The 13,439-nt window shown below is 35.1% G+C and carries 20 protein-coding genes and 1 pseudogene; 13 read left to right on the forward strand and 8 right to left on the reverse strand.

The genetic code is table 11. The features are described from left to right. Positions 1 to 424, forward strand: a pseudogene (locus CEF19_RS14090) (hypothetical protein); the annotation flags it as partial. A gap of 112 nt (positions 425 to 536) precedes the next feature. Here the strand turns inward: CEF19_RS14090 and CEF19_RS14095 are convergent. The 8 genes from CEF19_RS14095 to CEF19_RS14130 all read right to left on the reverse strand — a co-directional run bounded on the left by CEF19_RS14095 (position 537) and on the right by CEF19_RS14130 (position 7,635). Further along, positions 537 to 1,991, reverse strand: coding sequence for an HNH endonuclease (locus CEF19_RS14095; RefSeq protein ID WP_100406634.1), 1,455 nt, complete (start codon positions 1,989 to 1,991; stop codon positions 537 to 539). 97 nt (positions 1,992 to 2,088) lie between these two features. Further along, a complete protein-coding gene (locus tag CEF19_RS14100) occupies positions 2,089 to 3,630 on the reverse strand; it encodes a recombinase family protein (protein ID WP_100406635.1) in 1,542 nt (513 codons plus the stop codon). A 42-nt stretch (positions 3,631 to 3,672) separates the two neighbouring features. Further along, a complete protein-coding gene (locus CEF19_RS14105) occupies positions 3,673 to 4,029 on the reverse strand; it encodes a hypothetical protein (protein WP_100406636.1) in 357 nt (118 codons plus the stop codon). Further along, positions 4,004 to 4,627, reverse strand: coding sequence for an ImmA/IrrE family metallo-endopeptidase (locus CEF19_RS14110; protein ID WP_100406637.1), 624 nt, complete (start codon positions 4,625 to 4,627; stop codon positions 4,004 to 4,006). Before CEF19_RS14110 ends, CEF19_RS14105 begins: the two co-directional genes overlap by 26 nt. 104 nt (positions 4,628 to 4,731) lie before the next feature. Next, the gene (locus tag CEF19_RS14115) at positions 4,732 to 5,370 is read right to left on the reverse strand and encodes a hypothetical protein (protein WP_100406638.1); all 639 of its coding nucleotides are present in this window, start codon (positions 5,368 to 5,370) and stop codon (positions 4,732 to 4,734) included. Further along, entirely contained in the window at positions 5,360 to 6,013 is a 654-nt protein-coding gene (locus CEF19_RS14120; protein ID WP_100406639.1) for a hypothetical protein, read from the reverse strand. The genes CEF19_RS14115 and CEF19_RS14120 overlap by 11 nt, the downstream gene beginning before the upstream one ends. Beyond that, positions 5,967 to 7,172 (reverse strand): hypothetical protein, encoded by a 1,206-nt coding sequence (locus CEF19_RS14125; protein WP_100406640.1) that lies wholly within the window; start codon positions 7,170 to 7,172, stop codon positions 5,967 to 5,969. Before CEF19_RS14125 ends, CEF19_RS14120 begins: the two co-directional genes overlap by 47 nt. A gap of 103 nt (positions 7,173 to 7,275) precedes the next feature. Further along, complete coding sequence (locus CEF19_RS14130; RefSeq protein WP_100406641.1) at positions 7,276 to 7,635, reverse strand: helix-turn-helix domain-containing protein; 360 nt, start codon at positions 7,633 to 7,635, stop codon at positions 7,276 to 7,278. A gap of 161 nt (positions 7,636 to 7,796) precedes the next feature. On the opposite strand from CEF19_RS14130, the gene CEF19_RS14135 reads away from it, so the two are divergent. The 12 genes from CEF19_RS14135 (at position 7,797) to CEF19_RS23190 (ending at position 13,372) form a co-directional block, all read left to right on the forward strand. Then, positions 7,797 to 8,027: a helix-turn-helix transcriptional regulator gene (locus tag CEF19_RS14135; RefSeq protein ID WP_100406642.1), complete on the forward strand. Its 231-nt coding sequence runs from the start codon at positions 7,797 to 7,799 to the stop codon at positions 8,025 to 8,027. Between the two features lie 82 nt (positions 8,028 to 8,109). Continuing rightward, on the forward strand, positions 8,110 to 8,361 hold the full coding sequence (locus CEF19_RS14140) for a hypothetical protein (protein ID WP_100406643.1): 252 nt from the start codon (positions 8,110 to 8,112) through the stop codon (positions 8,359 to 8,361). An 89-nt stretch (positions 8,362 to 8,450) separates the two neighbouring features. Then, positions 8,451 to 8,720, forward strand: coding sequence for a helix-turn-helix domain-containing protein (locus tag CEF19_RS14145; RefSeq protein ID WP_100406644.1), 270 nt, complete (start codon positions 8,451 to 8,453; stop codon positions 8,718 to 8,720). A gap of 15 nt (positions 8,721 to 8,735) precedes the next feature. Then, a complete protein-coding gene (locus tag CEF19_RS14150) occupies positions 8,736 to 9,122 on the forward strand; it encodes a hypothetical protein (protein ID WP_100406645.1) in 387 nt (128 codons plus the stop codon). Positions 9,123 to 9,263: 141 nt separating this feature from the next. Next, positions 9,264 to 9,605, forward strand: a complete 342-nt coding sequence (locus CEF19_RS14155; protein ID WP_100406646.1) for a zinc-finger domain-containing protein — start codon at positions 9,264 to 9,266, stop codon at positions 9,603 to 9,605. A 280-nt stretch (positions 9,606 to 9,885) separates the two neighbouring features. After that, positions 9,886 to 10,494 carry a Rha family transcriptional regulator gene (locus CEF19_RS14165; RefSeq protein ID WP_100406648.1) on the forward strand — a complete coding sequence of 203 codons (609 nt, stop codon included), beginning with the start codon at positions 9,886 to 9,888 and terminating at the stop codon, positions 10,492 to 10,494. Continuing rightward, the gene (locus tag CEF19_RS23770; protein WP_227521994.1) at positions 10,491 to 11,393 is read left to right on the forward strand and encodes a hypothetical protein; all 903 of its coding nucleotides are present in this window, start codon (positions 10,491 to 10,493) and stop codon (positions 11,391 to 11,393) included. Before CEF19_RS14165 ends, CEF19_RS23770 begins: the two co-directional genes overlap by 4 nt. Further along, a complete protein-coding gene (locus CEF19_RS14170; RefSeq protein ID WP_227522099.1) occupies positions 11,281 to 12,210 on the forward strand; it encodes an ATP-binding protein in 930 nt (309 codons plus the stop codon). The genes CEF19_RS23770 and CEF19_RS14170 overlap by 113 nt, the downstream gene beginning before the upstream one ends. A gap of 11 nt (positions 12,211 to 12,221) precedes the next feature. Next, a complete protein-coding gene (locus tag CEF19_RS14175; RefSeq protein WP_100406650.1) occupies positions 12,222 to 12,425 on the forward strand; it encodes a hypothetical protein in 204 nt (67 codons plus the stop codon). Positions 12,426 to 12,562: 137 nt separating this feature from the next. Beyond that, positions 12,563 to 12,736, forward strand: coding sequence for a hypothetical protein (locus CEF19_RS23185; RefSeq protein WP_157800965.1), 174 nt, complete (start codon positions 12,563 to 12,565; stop codon positions 12,734 to 12,736). Next, the gene (locus tag CEF19_RS14180; RefSeq protein WP_100406651.1) at positions 12,714 to 13,217 is read left to right on the forward strand and encodes a dUTP diphosphatase; all 504 of its coding nucleotides are present in this window, start codon (positions 12,714 to 12,716) and stop codon (positions 13,215 to 13,217) included. The genes CEF19_RS23185 and CEF19_RS14180 overlap by 23 nt, the downstream gene beginning before the upstream one ends. Next, positions 13,217 to 13,372, forward strand: a complete 156-nt coding sequence (locus CEF19_RS23190) for a hypothetical protein (protein ID WP_157800966.1) — start codon at positions 13,217 to 13,219, stop codon at positions 13,370 to 13,372. The genes CEF19_RS14180 and CEF19_RS23190 overlap by 1 nt, the downstream gene beginning before the upstream one ends. Positions 13,373 to 13,439 lie beyond the last annotated feature (67 nt).

Consider the following 13,439-nt stretch of genomic DNA (forward strand, 5'->3'; position numbering starts at 1 on the left):
AGGGGAAACATTTGTCGTAGAAACCACTGACTGGCTTTATGGTTACCAAAAATATGAAATTGAATTGGTTGAAACTATTACTGACGGATCTTTAGCTTGGGACATGATTAAAAATGCAAACATGTTCAATGACGAAGCTTCTGAGGGGAAAAAATACGTCTTAGCTAAATTCAGAGTAAAGGCTTTAGATCTACAAGTAGAACCACTACAGGTGAGAGGCGTACTCATTGATGCAGTTTCAAAAACAGGGACTGTATATAGTGAATTTTCATTTGTCGTAGTTCCTGAACCTGTTCTGAGTACAGATTTATATATTGATGGAGAGTACGAAGGATGGGCTTCATTTATGGTCAACGAAAATGATGAACCTTTGCTAGTTTGGGAAAGAGGTTCTGAAACTGAACTTTGGTTCAAAATGAATTAACAAAAATTATATTCGGTTTTTCAAGACAGATAACATATAGAAGGAAATGAAATTACGTCTGCAGGTTATCTGTGAGGGTATTTCATTGCCTTTTTATTGTTAAGCTAACGATTTAAAGGGTTTGTTTCTTCCGTTCAAACTCCTTCCAGGCGTACTGTAAATAATTCACTCCTAAATTATGACCTTCTAAAATTAATAATGGAGTTTCATGTTTAGGGTCATCTTCTCCAAAAATACAATGAACTTTATTTGTGTCGGGGTGTATAGCGAAGTAAGAGTCATCAAATTGAGCATGACAATTCGGACATAAAACTACTAAATTTTCTTTTCTATCATCACCACGATGTTTTTTATTATAAGGTTTTATGTGATGAGCTTCAGTTAAAAAAGACCCGTCTGCCCTTTTTAATTTCAAACGACAAACTTGACACTCATGTTGATAAAATTGTTTTAAACTTTGAGCAATTCGAGAATCTCTAACAAGTCTCTGTATAGTTATTTTATCTGATTGAAGATTTCTATCGTTTTCCATGAAAAAGGCCTCCAAATCCTCTATATTAATATCTTTAATTTCAGAATATAATCCAATCTGTGGTTTTATAGGATTTTTGCGGAGTATTGATTCTAATGAATACTGTTTAATAACACTATCTTTATTTTCACTTTTTCTTATAGATAAATATTCGTTTAAAGCATCATAAAAATATTTATTCTTTTCTTGGAGAAGAAGAATGTCATAGATTCCTATACCATCTGTTGCATCAAGAATATAAAAAATCATACTTTTAACTAGTATATCAGTTGATATTTTTTTGCTATTTACTAAATCCTTATTGTCATTTCTATTCAAACTACCAAATAAATTTGTTATATGCCCATTGGTAATCTGGTTTTTATCATATAGTAATAGATAATTTGAATTAACTTCAATATTATTTCTATATCCCCAATACTGATTTAAATAATTATAAGTTATTTCATTCATCTCAATCCATTCAACTAAATGCAAATTATCTTTTCTTCTAATATTACGTATTAACTTATTTTTTAGGTCAATGTCATCTAGCCTTAAATTTAGTATGAATTCTTGTTTAAACATACAAAAGAAGGCTAATGAACTAATCAGTGGTACTAATAAAGATTCCTGTCTGTTTTTATATATCACTTTGTCACTAAATAAATTACGTATCTCTTGAGGAGTTAAGAAATTAGTATTTTCTTTTAAAGGAATTGAATCTTTTTGAGAACTATAGACGTTTTTAATTATGTTTAGAAGCTTATAATAAAGCGTTTCATCTTCTAAAAATCCCTCTTTTTGATAGAAATCTAGCAAATTAATTAAAGTTGGTCGAACAGAATTTGTTTTTCGCGTTATTCTTGAAATATTTGCCTCGCTAAAAATCTTAACAAAATTATCATTTTCTACTTTTTCTGAAATTAGGATATCAAGAAAATCTTCTAGAATCACCTCATAACGTGAGTATGTACTTGGCATTAACTGTAAAGTTTCTAAAGCGTATTCTTTAAATCCGTATAAAACTAAATTTTTTTCATGGATATCGAACATTTAAACACCCCATTGTGACTGTTAAGTTATAATATCTAATATTAACAAAATATAATCAATTTTTGTTAGTATTTTCAAATGAAAAAGGGTTGCCATTTTAACCAAATGGCAACCTCGGATACAGCACCAGCTCAAAATCATCGAGCTTTTGGTGCTTTTCTTTTTTATATTCTGCTTTCTCTAAAACTGATTTAAGTAATTCATTTTTCTTCTCTACATCCTGAAGCTTATTGTAAACTTGTATTACGTAGGTCAATTGAGGAATAATCTGTTGTTGTGCTGTTTCTCTTTCCATTTCCGTTGTAATATCCTTTTTTGTTCGTTTGATTAATTGTGTGAATTCCTCGATTTTTTTAACAAGTGTTTGGGACCTCTCAATAAAAGTTTCCTCATCATAAATCCCACGCTCAAGAAAGTCATGCAATTTACCTTTTTGTAAGAGCAGTTCCTCATGTTGCTTTTCTAAATTCAGCAACGCCTGTTTTTTTACCTCCAGGAGTGGACGTTCTTCTTTTGTTTCAGGCTGTTCTTCTTCCCATGTAGCTTTATAATTACTTAACCAATCACGTAGTGCCTGTATTAATTTTTCTTCAACTAGACTTAAACGAGTGCTTTTACAATTGCATGAACGATTGTAGCAGATAAGATGCTCACTTTGTTTTGTATAAGGTCTTCGAACCATCTTCATACTGCATTTCTTACAGATGATTATGCCAGCGAGTGGGTTGGTTACACCACTAGCTAATTGGTAGGGGACATGGTATTTCCCTTTAAGTATCTGTTGAGCTGTATAAAATGTTTCATCTGACACAAGAGCTTCATGTTTTCCATCCACAACAACCCATTCATTACGCGGTCGTGTTTTTGTATCTTTTGATTTACCAAGCACTGCGGATTTAGTAATCTGTTTTTTCTTCCAAACAACCTTCCCAATGTAAACTTCATTTTTAAGGATGTTTAGTATTGAGTGAGCAGCCCAATTGCGTCCTGTATATGTTTTATAACCCAAGCGGTTTAATTCCAAAGCCACCTTACTGCCACCCATTTTTTGTTTTGTATAGAGGTCAAAGATGAGTTTTACAACATCGGCTTGTTCTGGATGTGGTTCCAATGTACGACCGTTCTGTAAGTCTTTTAGAATATAGCCATAAGGAGGATTGGTCGCTATATAATTACCTTCTTCAATGGAACGAAGGCGACCACCTTGTAAACGACGAGTAATGAGTTTGAGTTCTTTACGTGCCATAAATGCTTCAAATTCGCTATATTCTTCGTCCCATTCATCAGAAAGATCGTATGTTTTCCGCGGTGTAACGATTTTCGTTTTAGCCTGTTGGAAGGTCTCCAGAATCAATCCTTGCTCTCTCATATTACCGCGTCCAAGACGGTCCATATCCATTACAAGGACTGCATCATACTTTCTTTCTTCGACTTCCTTTAGAAGTTCTAACATTTCAGGACGATGCATAAGACTTTCACCAGAAACGATTTCCTGTCTAATTTTGATGATGTTTAACTTTTGGTGTTGAGCGACTTTTAAGAGAGCTTTTTTATGTTTAGTAAGTGTTTCACCTTCGCCACGAGATTCAGCTTCAATGTCTGCACGTGACTTTCGTAAGTACATACATACTCTTTCCATTTGCATCACCTATTCCATTATATTCATGTGAGCATGTCCTAATTAAGAAAGGTAAAAACGTCGTACATTCATTTGCAACAACTCTTCTAGGTCATCAAAGCGAACAAGGAAGTACTGAGAATCGTTTATATGTTCCATATTACCACCATTCTTTGTTAAATCATCTACAACACTAGGTATATGAACAGAAAAGTTTTTCTCATTGAACGGGTCACGAACTAGGGAGGCTTGAGTCACGGTTACAACGGTCATAGAGTCATGAAAGTCTTCTGGCCAGAATCGTTCAAATGGTGCTTCAATTGAGTAATTAGCATATTCCTCCCCAGTATCAGCAGGTAAAAGCATCCACTGAGGATAGAATCCCCCGTCAATTTCATCGTAATAAACGCTTAACATCATAGTTCAATTTATCCTCTCCAACTTGTTTTTTTAATTGATTTAAAATTGATAAAGTAGAATCATAGACTAGGCCTGGCTGTAGAGACTTTTTTCTTCTTGACATTTCAGAACGTTTAAGCCTGTTTTGAAATTGTTGACGCAAACGTTCACGCTGTATCGTTTGAAATCGCTCAATAATGTACTGTTGTGGAAGGTCAAATAGTTCCTGTAATTTTTCGATTGATTGATACCGGATAGCCATAGGTTCAAAAATATGCCTAGGCATGGATGAATATAGGGTAATCCAACGAGCTTGATTCTCTTGTAGTTGTTCCATTTCACTGGTCATTTCTTTTTGATTGCCAGGATGAAAGAGAACGTGAGATAACTCATGGAAAAATTTATACCGCTGTTCCTGGTAGGGGAGTCGATTATCCACAAAGATGACTGCATAATCATCCTCGTCTTCATTAATACAGTTGCATCTTCTAGGATGGAAGATAAGATCTATCTTAAAGACTTCACAAACATTGTCGATGTGTAAGTCTTGAACAGTAAGAATACCTTTGCTTTTCATAATTTCTGTAATTTTTTGTTCTTTGAAAGTCGCATAACGCACTATTACTCACCGCCGAGAAATGATGTAAGACTATGTTCCTAATTATACAAACGTACGTTCTTGTTGTAAAGAAAAAGAAAAAGCCCAATATTTGGACTTGGAAATTAACTCTTTAAATCTTTATATTCCTTTAAAAACGATTCTGTATAATCAAATAGGTTATTAAAATTTATTTCGATATATTCTTGTACCTTTTGTTGAAACAAGAAACGTGCACATTTTTCGAGAAGGCAGAGCTTTTTTATGACAATATGTAAGTCGAAGAATTCATCAAAGTTTAAATTCTCACTTATGCTTAATATAAACTCTGAATCTATTTGCAATAAAATTACTGTAATACCTTCTAAAACCTCTTGGTTACCCTCTGTAATCTCTAGGGATAACTCCTTAAATTCATGCTTTACTTCACTTAACAATTCATTAAGTTGAAGAATGTGATGATGATTATGTTCTAATTCACTAAGCGTTTTTTTATAGATATTTTCTTGTTTTTCTTGTTTTTCATTCTTTTCTCGTTCAACATGTGTTTGAGTCTGATATATTGCAACTTGGTAAGCGATGTAACCACCTATTAATCCACCAATTCCGGTACCAATTATACCCATAAAAGCAGTGAAAATCGTATCTAAAGGATTCTCGAAGTCATTAGGGAACATTAAGGTGAAAATAAAAAAAGATAAAATTAAACCTACTGAGAACCCCCAACTTATGCAAACATATTGCAAGAATTTATTATTTAACATGAGAAGTTTGGATCTCCATTACTTTCTTTTTAAATCGTTCAACCAATGGGCTGATAGGGTTACCTTTTTTATTGATATTTTCCTTGAAGACTAAATCAATATCGACACCCTCAGAGTCATCCCCTTCATCGTGGGCTTGTGAAAATTCAGTTAAAGATGAAGGGGATTCTGGCTTTAAATGATCAGGCAACCCTTCTAGTGCTTGATAAGTTGAATTCGGGTCCGACTTTTTTTTAGTCAAAATTTCATTAGGTATATCTATATCATCTTTTAACTTAAATAATACTTTGATATAGGGACGAATTGTTTGTAAACTATAACGTTTTCCACATTCGTCACAATGAAGTACGTCTTCATCTATGTTACTAAAATATATCCTACTGCTATGACAACTACTTCTTGAACATTCAAAATAAAATATAGTATCAAAAAGCCCATCATCTTCGTAAGTTAAGTACATAAAAAGCTTAACACTTTCATTTATAGTTATGCCATTTTCCATTGCAAACTTATAAGGGCTTATAAAAGTTGAAAATGCATCTGTTTTTCTAATAAATAAATCAATTTTTTCAATTGTGATTTTCGGAAAGAGGCTTTTAATGTCCTGGCTCCTGTAAATATGCTCTAACTTTTTGTAGTACAAATTCCTCCTTCTCCTTTCTGTCTGGTCCTCTCATTGTGTAATAGTAGTGGGTTATTAGGTAATCATTTCTGCCTTCAAATCGGACATCTACATAATTTGGTTTTTCTTGGGTTGACCCTGGTAGGTACCAAAAGAATCCGGCTTCAGACATTTCATTATTTTTAAAGATAAGCTCTTTTAGATGCCAATAAACTTTTGAACCATAGATGGGACTTCTATTCTCAGTACGGGTTGAAGCTCTTGTATATCGTCCTTCCCTAAAAATAAAACGGAAAACCCAACCACTTGAAAAAAGAGTATCAGCACATTTTTTTGAAATGTCTTGGAACAATACAGATTTTATTTGCTGAATATAGTCATCGTTGCAAGGCAAGCCTTTTTCAGTTAGAAAATCTTCTATATCTTTTTCAGTGTTTTCAGGTACTTCAGCAGATAGAAGTGCTTCAGCTTCCGCACTTAACTCTTTGAAATGATAAGATATTAGTTTTTTTGGAGTTTCTTCTGAAAAGCTTGTTACGTTAAGGCTCAGTTCATTAAAGAAAGAATTATCTTCATTTTCGCCGTTCAAGATGCCTTTTAAACGCTTAAGTATATCTAATTGATCTAGATTGAAGTTATCGATTAAATTTTGATTAAATTTAAATAGAACAAGATTCTGTACTAAATCAATTGTAACACCACAAAAGAAATGTTGGTTAAAATTATCAACAATAACGTTCCCAATTTTGAATAAAAAATTAATGCTTTCTGCTTCACCTTCTTTAGATTCAATACGTGTTGTACACAAAGTAAAATCATATGCTGACAAGTCAGCTGTTAGAAGTTGATTTGTTTTAAACTCCACTTTAAATTCCACAAAAAAATTAGTAACTTCTTTAATATCGCGGTGATTAGCAAATTTTATTTCATCAAAAGGGTAAATACAGTGCCAATTATTATTAGAGTAGAATAATTGATCATAGAAAAAACGATCAAGATCCTCAGGCGAAAACGATGTTTCTTCTTTTAGCTCTTCTTCAAGCATAGCTTTAATCGGTACATACAATTCTTGTCCACTTGCAGCTTGTATACGGACTGTCCTTTTTTTTACATTATGGTCTCTAAAAAATTGTTCAAAATCTTTCTTGAAAATATTCCTAAGTGTAAACAAAGAAAGCAAATTTATCTCCCCCATGAAGCTCTATATATTTATGTTAACCAAACAAGACACGCTTAAAATAAGCAAAGCGTGTCTTGTGGTCATTTATTCTTAGTATCCTTATTTATGATCGCTCGTCCTTTTTCAATCGATCTTGCATACGCTTCTTCATCTTACGGTACTGCTCCAGCTGCTGCTTTAAGTATTCTTCCTCGTCCTCATCCTCTGGATTTAACCCGCCACCGTCGTAGGAAATGTTGAGCATACCTTTTGGATTGTCTACTCGACCGAGGAGATAATCGGTTGTTACATCGTATAAATCTGCTAGCTTAACAAGCATTTCATTATCTGGTTGACGGATTCCATACTCCCAATTTGCATAGGTAGATACGGTCTTTATATTTAACTTTTTAGCGACAAGAGATTTTGTCCAACCTTCTCGTTCTCTCAACTTTTCAAGTCTTTTTCCAGTGACGCCTTCCATATGATCACCTTTTTTTCATTTTCTGTGTAAATTTTATCATGTTTTACACTAATAAAATAAATAGTTACACAAAAAGAATAAAAATTAGTTGACTTACACAAAAAGAGTAAGTTATTATGTGGTTAAGAGTTACACGAATTGAGTAAAAGGGGTGATAAAAAGTGACACTAACTAAGTTGCGTGAAACTCGCATTTCTCAAGGTAAAACCCAGACTTTTATGGCTTCAAGTCTTGGGTATAAGTCTGTTAGTGGTTATGCTAACATTGAAATGGGCAGAACCAAACCTAGTCTTGAAAAGGCAAAACAAATTGCTGATTTACTAAACGTAGATGTACAAATGCTTTTTTTTGATGAAAAGTTACACGTTATGAGTAAAACATTTACTGCATAAGGGTTTGAATTTAATTGTTTATTCATTGTGCAAGTGTAATTCTATAAATTTGAAATTAACGAAAAAGGAGGTTGAAATTAATATGGCTGTCCCACAGCGTTTACCTCATATACTGTCACGAGGTGATTCGATGACAGAGCAAAAGTACGATGCTACTTATCGATTTGGCAAAACTGTCGTTCATGTGGTGAGTCCTGGTGAACTAAGTCAGGAGGAATTTGATAAACGGCTAAAAGCATACCAGAGGGCAGGGTGGTCAGCTTGGAATTCATTAACTACTGACCAAAAACTCTCTTTAAATGAAGCTGCTGCATCGAGTGAAGACTCCCTGTGAGTCTTTATCAATAGGACAAGTATTTATAAGTCAATTATAAACCCGAATCTATACCGGTTCTATTCCAATATGGAATGGTGGTGAAAACGTTGAAATATGGAATACTTATGCGTGCGATGAGGGAAAGAAAGGGGTACAGCCAAGAGGATTTAGCACACCAACTTAATCTTTCTCAATCATGCGTCAGTAAATTCGAGAATGACCGAAAAACTCCAGACCTTACTACATTTATGTTATGGGCAGAACAAACTTGTGCCAAGGAAGTGGCAATTGCATTTTTATATGGGATTGATGGTGTAACTATTCTGCAAAGTATTATGCAGGTGATTACAGGTTACATACGGATATTTCAATTTTAAATTGGAGGGAATTATATGAAAACTCAACCACTAAAGCAATCTAATCGAGCAGAACTAGCACTTATTATCGATGCAATGCGTAGATATTTATTTTTAGTAAAACGCTCATCACAACGAATAATTTTATCGGATTATGTAAAAATCATGAAAGCAGGAACAGAGGCAGAGTTAGATGGAATGGGCATGAAACATATTTCAAGCGCTTTGAAAGCAAAAGCAATGGATCTTCAAATGAGGTATGGGTTTAATTCTACGAAACAAGAAAGAAAGATGATGTATAACCTAGCTTTTAACATCGAAATGAAGAGAATTAAATTTCAGCAGAGCTTTTACCTTTTACACATAAAAAAAGAAGAGCCAACTGCTCTAACAGTTAGCCCTTCAAAAGTTTATTCACGATGATTTAATTTTATCACAATTATAATTGTGCGACAAGCTTCGGCTTTGTCGTTGAGGTCTCAACAATATTTATCATTTCTCTGCCTTATGAATAAATTTTGAAACTTCAACGGTGCAGCTGGCATCAGAAAGAAGGTGATAACAATGAGTAGAAAAGATGTTCTAAGAAGAATCGATATTCTTCAACAGGACTATTGCCATACATGCCAACATGTTAAAGCAGACCGAAGTGCTTCATACCACGCCATTTGCGGTAAATGCACGATTGGTAAACGAATTAAAGCTCTTGGAGACCAATTAGCAAGACCTGTTATTCCCTATAGGTGGACAAAGGAAGAGAGCTTTTACGCTTTAAATCATATCGATGTGTTGGGTCTTATCAGTGGTGTTCCAAAAGTATCAAGAAAATTAGCTCTTGATGAAGTCGATGTAGAAACACATTATTTTAGAAAAAAAGAAAAAGCGCATCACACCAAAGCGGTATAATACGCGAACCCAAGGATTATTATACCAATAATTGTGATGAGGATAAAGGCGGAATGATTGTGTTTGTTGAGATATCGTTACCAGCATTCTATTACTCTCTTAATACTGAGCAGTATGCTAGGTTTTTTATTCGTAAATATCACCCTGAATTACGGTTTTCTCATATGAAAGGGAGATATGCAATGTGCGAACGTGAACAGGCCCTCTCATTACCATTTAAAAATAGACAAGTCCCTAAGCCAAGAAATCAAAACAAACTTTTATAAGGGAGGGATGAACTGTGATACAAGTAAAAGAAACGAACCTTGTGTTCATCGATGAGACAAGACCTGTTACAGACAGTACCACGATTGCTGAAGCTTTCGAGAAAGGACACGATAAGGTGTTACGGGATATCCGCTCTCTTAAATGCTCTGAAAAGTTTCGACTCGCCAATTTTGGAGAGTCTTCATACAAGAATAAACAGGGACGAATAATGCCGATGTACCTAGTCACTCAAGATGGCTTTGCAATGTTAGCAATGGGGTACAAAGGAGCAAAAGCGATTGAGTTCAAAGAGCGCTACATCAATGAATTTAATAGGATTCGCCATATTTTGGAGAGTCGTGAACACGAGCAAAAATTGTTGGAATTACAAAGTGATATCACACTAGTATCCTGGGAGCAGAAGCAGATTCAAAACGTAATACGTCACGTCATTTTGTCCAGATTCTTATCCATTAGTGATAAGGCAAGGAGGAAATATTACGTTCGATTACATTCAGACTTACGTATGAAATTTGATGTTGATTCTTTTCGCGATATAAGACGTTTCCAATTTGAAGAAGCGTTGTCATTTATTAAAACATGGGACTCTCCAAATTTGGCGAGTCATAAGGTGAGCATATGAAGGGGAACTATTTGCTTAACGAATATCCGTTACTGGTCTTGCCGTCACTTGCAACAAAAATCGGTTTGAATCAAGCAATTATTTTGCAACAATCTCACTATTGGTTACAAAAAAGCCAGAAGAAGCATGATAATAAACTATGGTTTTATAAGACGCATGATGATTGGTGTGCAGAATTGCCGTTTTGGAGTAAGAGTACCATCCGTCGAACGATTAGCGAACTTGAGAGGGACAAGCTCCTTATCACAGATAATTTCAATTCCAAAAAGTATGATAAGACAAAATGGTACACGATCAACTATCCATATTTAAAAAAATTGATGAGCAGTCCATGTGTTCAAAATGAACAGTCCGTGTGTTCAGAACGAACAGAGGATGTGTTCAATTTGAACAGACCTATACCAGATACTCCTACAGATATTGTTGTTGATGAAGATGATAAAGAGCAAGCGCCTGAAATCACAAAGACAACTGAACGTGAAAACGCAATTCAAGCGCTAGAGCAATTTTATTTACAGAAAAAAGGCTCAGGGATGTTTTGTTCAGCACATGATATTCAAGCGATTGTCGAAGTCATTGACAACGGTGTAGGTTTGAATGAGGCGTTGACATGGACGAACGAGGTCTTTAATCAATTTAAACCTAAACATTCTCGTGACCAAATTAATTCGTTTAGCTACGTTGCTCAGTACATACTTAGCAGACACCATGAACAAATTGAGCGACAGAAGGCGTTAGAAGGAGGGGAAGAACAAAATGAAAAGCGTGAAAGACGCCCTCAAGGAAATGTCAGAAGCCAATCCACGTCTAGCGGAACGGCTGAGACAACTGGAACAACACAAAAGCAACGTCTTGTCGGGAAAAACGGAGAGATACCGGATACTGAATGCGACTTCTAGCTGTCCTTTTTCAACTTGTGACAGTACAGGATGGCAGCATGTTGAAGATACGTATTATCACTTTCTCCAAAAGAAAGAGAAGCTTGAGACGAATCATATCACTTATCGTGTATGCGAGTGCAACGGAGAGCGCCAGCAACGAAAAGAGCTTGAGAAGACATTACGAAATGCGAAAATACCTGACAAGTTTCTTGATGCGAGTATTAGCAATTTTGACTTGATGAAATACGAAACTGATGAATCGAGGAGCGCCGCCGCTTACGCAAAAAGAATCGCCGCTAAATTTGTTGATAAGTTCGAGGAGATAAAAGGTGATGGCAAAGGCATTTACTTTTTTAGCATAAAAAAAGGTAGTGGAAAGTCAAGACTTGCTATCAGCATAGGCAACGCACTTTTAAAAAAGCATGGTGTTATTCCGCTTTATATTCCTGCAACAGATATATTTTCTGAGATTCAATCCACTTTTGATTCGGATAAAAGCACAACAACAGTAGTTAATGCTTTTAAAAGTGCTCAATTGTTAATTATTGATGATATCGGTGTAGAGGAATCGACAAGTAGAAAGAAGGATAGGAACGCTTGGAAGGAACGCATGATGACCGAGATTTTAGAATACCGGATGAACAATAACTTAATTACTTTTTTTACAGCAAATTTACCAATTGATCATTTGTCATCTGACACTTTGTATCCTGGCGGACGTGTAGAAAGTCGTGTGAGGAAAATGGCTTATGAAGTTCACATGCCTGAGGAGAGCGTTCGTGATGCTGAGGCAGAGGAAGAGAATCAAGAATTTGAGAAAAAATTGCTAGGTTAGGAGGGGAAACGATGTGCTATATTTGCGGTCAAACTGATTGCCAACCTTATGTAGACATGGGGTTTGGTTATCAATTCAACCCTTGTCAAAGCTTCACCCAAGAAGAATTAGCAGAACGATACGAAGCGCGGAAAAAGTATTTGCTTCAACTTTTTGCAGAACACGGAATCCGAATCGAGGTGGCTGTTGATGAGTCAGTTGTTGAGTGCGTATGAGAATAAACGCGAGCAATATATTTTCAATCTCAAGAGCCGAGGTATTAGCTTTTCAAACGGCCGCAAGATAAGCGAGTTAACACTAACAGAACTTATTCGTGAGTGGAAATGGTTAGAAAAAGCGAGGAGGTCGGAAAATGAAATGTCCTTTCTGCGGAAGCGAGAATCAAAAGATTCATAAGACATTACTATCGACCATTGATATTACGACTGGCCAAAGAATACCTGTTGAAATGTGCGAAGATTGCGTAGTCATTACAGTTGAATTATTGAGAGGGGAACATAGAAATGAATTTGAAGACGCTATTTGATAGACAAAGAGATTTGGATCAGAACATCATTGAAAGCAAAAAGTTAATCCCAAGCACACTTTTTTCAAGAAAAATTTTAGCTTTACTCGTTGAGTTGGGAGAAGGAATAAACGAATGGGGAGCATTTAAGTTCTGGAGCAATGACCAAATTCCAAGAAGAGATGAATTACTTGAAGAAATAGTTGATTTTCTGCATTTTATTCTCTCGTTAGGGATTGAGTACAAATATGAGATATTAGCCATTAATTGTATTGCCATTCCAGTAGAAAATGACTTCGAAACAGATATAACAAATAGCTTCATCATGCTTTATCACCGCATCACCCTATTTTATATCACACGTAGTGCAACAAATTACTGCTACGTTTTTCAATCACTGGTGGATCTTATTCATGATATAGGTTTTAAGTGGGAAGAAGTTGAAGAAGCCTACGAAAACAAAAATCGTATTAATCATTTGAGACAAGCGGAGGGATACTAATGAAATTTTTATTGAAATTAAAAGAAGTTGTTGAGCAAACTAACGAGGTAATTGATAGCGCTAAGGCAATAAAGCAAGGAAACGGCACAAAGAATATCGGCGCAAAAATTTTGAAGAAGAAAGCAAGCAAGCGAATACCTAAATTATTTAAATAAAAAGCCCCCCTCTCAAGCAGGATGACTTAATAAATGACGGTACGTTTATTATATCACGCTTGGGAGG

This window comes from Bacillus solitudinis, assembly GCF_002797395.1.
GTDB lineage: Bacteria > Bacillota > Bacilli > Bacillales > Bacillaceae_D > Halalkalibacter_A > Halalkalibacter_A solitudinis.

Excerpts from the sequence above, each read along its gene's own strand:
- CEF19_RS14095 (WP_100406634.1), bottom strand. The coding sequence starts at position 1,991 with ATGTTCGATATCCATGAAAAAAATTTAGTTTTATACGGATTTAAAGAA.
- CEF19_RS14100 (WP_100406635.1), bottom strand. The coding sequence starts at position 3,630 with ATGGAAAGAGTATGTATGTACTTACGAAAGTCACGTGCAGACATTGAA.
- CEF19_RS14105 (WP_100406636.1), bottom strand. The coding sequence starts at position 4,029 with ATGATGTTAAGCGTTTATTACGATGAAATTGACGGGGGATTCTATCCT.
- CEF19_RS14115 (WP_100406638.1), bottom strand. The coding sequence starts at position 5,370 with ATGTTAAATAATAAATTCTTGCAATATGTTTGCATAAGTTGGGGGTTC.
- CEF19_RS14130 (WP_100406641.1), bottom strand. The coding sequence starts at position 7,635 with ATGGAAGGCGTCACTGGAAAAAGACTTGAAAAGTTGAGAGAACGAGAA.
- CEF19_RS14140 (WP_100406643.1), top strand. The coding sequence starts at position 8,110 with ATGGCTGTCCCACAGCGTTTACCTCATATACTGTCACGAGGTGATTCG.
- CEF19_RS14150 (WP_100406645.1), top strand. The coding sequence starts at position 8,736 with ATGAAAACTCAACCACTAAAGCAATCTAATCGAGCAGAACTAGCACTT.
- CEF19_RS14155 (WP_100406646.1), top strand. The coding sequence starts at position 9,264 with ATGAGTAGAAAAGATGTTCTAAGAAGAATCGATATTCTTCAACAGGAC.
- CEF19_RS23770 (WP_227521994.1), top strand. The coding sequence starts at position 10,491 with ATGAAGGGGAACTATTTGCTTAACGAATATCCGTTACTGGTCTTGCCG.
- CEF19_RS14170 (WP_227522099.1), top strand. The coding sequence starts at position 11,281 with ATGTCAGAAGCCAATCCACGTCTAGCGGAACGGCTGAGACAACTGGAA.
- CEF19_RS14175 (WP_100406650.1), top strand. The coding sequence starts at position 12,222 with ATGTGCTATATTTGCGGTCAAACTGATTGCCAACCTTATGTAGACATG.
- CEF19_RS23185 (WP_157800965.1), top strand. The coding sequence starts at position 12,563 with ATGAAATGTCCTTTCTGCGGAAGCGAGAATCAAAAGATTCATAAGACA.
- CEF19_RS14180 (WP_100406651.1), top strand. The coding sequence starts at position 12,714 with ATGAATTTGAAGACGCTATTTGATAGACAAAGAGATTTGGATCAGAAC.
- CEF19_RS23190 (WP_157800966.1), top strand. The coding sequence starts at position 13,217 with ATGAAATTTTTATTGAAATTAAAAGAAGTTGTTGAGCAAACTAACGAG.